The sequence below is a fragment of the Nitratidesulfovibrio liaohensis genome (assembly GCF_011682075.1).
Classification (GTDB): domain Bacteria; phylum Desulfobacterota; class Desulfovibrionia; order Desulfovibrionales; family Desulfovibrionaceae; genus Cupidesulfovibrio; species Cupidesulfovibrio liaohensis.
On the sequence record NZ_VSMK01000435.1, the window covers coordinates 1 to 2,199 of the forward strand.

Genomic DNA, 2,199 nt, shown 5'->3' on the forward strand with positions numbered 1-2,199 from the left:
GTCGCGGTCGCCATGGGCTGGGCGTTGCCCCCGGCCCTGATGCTGTCCCTGCCGTGCGGAGGGCGCCCCGCCGCCAGCGTCGTCCCACGCGTTCAGGGCGCGCTGGGCCGTGGCGTTGGGGGCGTTCCGGTCCTGCGCTGCATTGGTCTGTTCGCCCTTTTCGCCATGCCGGGGGCGGCGGTTGGCCCACTGGCCGCGCTGGTTGCCCTGCTGCCCGTCGGGGTGACGCTCTCTCCGGTCAGCGCGCTGACCGTCAGGGTGACGTTCTCTCCGGTCAGCACGCTGACCGTCGGGCTGCCCGGCACCCCGCCCGGTCTTGCGCATGCCGGTGCTCCCGTCGCGTTCCGTGCGATCAGTCCGTCCCGTGCGGTTGCTCCGGCGTCCACCCGACTCCGCGCGGTTGCCGAAATCATCGGGCAGACCGCCCCTGCGGCGAGCGCCATATCCCGCGCCGCCGTCGCCCGCAAAGCCGTCGCCGTACACGCCGTCAAGGGTGCGGCCACGCCGCGCTCCGAAGCGCGGGACTCCGCGCCGTTGCGCGGCCCTGCCCCCGTGTGGTTGATTGGCGAACATCTGGCTGTATGTCGCGCCATGGTCGGGACCATCGGCGCGGTTGCCGTTGGGTTCGGACGGGTCGTGTCCTTCATGGTCGTGCCCGCCGAAATCTTCGTCTTCGGTTCCGGCTCCGGCGGCAACGGGCGTATCCCATTGCGTCGCGCCTTCCATCAGGAATGCTGGCTGCGTGTCGTCCCCGTCGTCCATCCCGGGGGCTGCTTGCGCCGCGCGTCCGGCAGCCTTGCCGCGCACGGGCTTTTCACCCCGGTCAACCGGGCTTGCCTTGCCTCTGGGGCCCTTGCCCGCAGTACCCGCTGTACCAGCCGTCTTGCCGTCCCGGCTGGGGGGGGTCCATTCCAGTTCCAGCGCGCCGGACTTGCGGTCGCGGCGTTCCACTTCCGGCCAGGTGATGTCGATGGCCGTGCCGGAATGCACGTGCCGCGCGTCGTGCAGCAGGGCCAGCCCCCGTTCGGAGCAGGCGTAGCGCGCCGGTTCGCGTCGGCCGGGCAGCGGGAAGGCGTCGGAAATGATACGGATGGTGTTGTGCGGCGCCGTCACCTTGTCCGCCTCGCCCAGCAGCACGAAGGACAGGCTGGCCGTGCCCTTTTCCAGCTTGGCCCGGCGGCTCAGTTCTTCCAGCCACGTGGGCGCGCCCTGGATGGGGAAGGTGAAGTGGCACCAGCCGCCCGCGCCGCCCTGCTCCAGCAGGGGGCATTCGTCGTGGTGGGGGCAGGGGGCCAGCGGGGCAAGCCCCACCTCCATGGCCGCGCGGCGGAACAGGGTGACATAGCGCGCCCCCAGCCGGGTACCCGGTTCGATGACCAGCACTCGCCCGCCGTGCGACAGCGCCGAGCCGATCTTTTCAGCCAGGTCCTCCATGCGGAATTCCAGCGGCTCGTCGCGGCGCGGCTTCAGTTCGTTCAGCACGTTGCCCGCCAGGATCAGCGCCGCGTCGCCGCGCGCCTCCTTCAGGGCCGACTCCATGGGGGCGCGCAGGGTGCGCAGCGCCCAGGGCGATTCCTCTCCCGCGATGACTTGCAGCAGTTCGCGGCCCACTTCCAGCGGGTGGGGGGCGATGTCCGCACACAGGAAGGTCAGCGGCAGGGAGCGCAGGTCGGGTCGGGCCAGCCACAGTGCCAGCGGCAGGGTCAGCGGGCCGCTGCCCAGGTCCAGGATCAGCGGACGTTCCAGCAGGGCATCGCGGTCCACCAGGTCCAGGGATGGCAGCAGGCGGCCAAGGCGCACCAGGTTCCACGGCATGAAGTAGCGCAGGTAGGCGGACAGCAGGCGCGGTGCCGCCCAGTAGGGATCGGAGAGCGATCCGCGCTCACTGGTGAGTACCAGCGACAGGTCGTGGATGGCCATGGGCAGGTCGCGGCGATGCGCGGTGCGCAACGGGGCCACGGTGTCCAGCGCCGTGGGCAGGGATTCCAGGCGCTGCCGGTATTCCGGGGACAGGGCGGCGAAAAGATGGTGCATGCGAAATCCGTTGGTTGGGTGCCGGTGCAACCGGCGATGCATGGGCTGCCACGCGCGAGGATGCGCGGGACGCGGCCAGTGCGGCTGCCGGTCATGCCGGAACATTGAGCCGGGGCATGGGCCGGAGCGCGGGGCCGGTGTCGTGGCGTCCGGCGTGGTGCGCGG

At 71.4% G+C, this 2,199-nt stretch carries 1 protein-coding gene; it reads right to left on the reverse strand.

What is annotated here, in order from left to right:
- Positions 1–2,034: small ribosomal subunit Rsm22 family protein (locus tag FVW27_RS20645; protein ID WP_208294790.1), on the reverse strand; the 2,034-nt coding region annotated here is incomplete at its 3' end.
- Positions 2,035–2,199 lie beyond the last annotated feature (165 nt).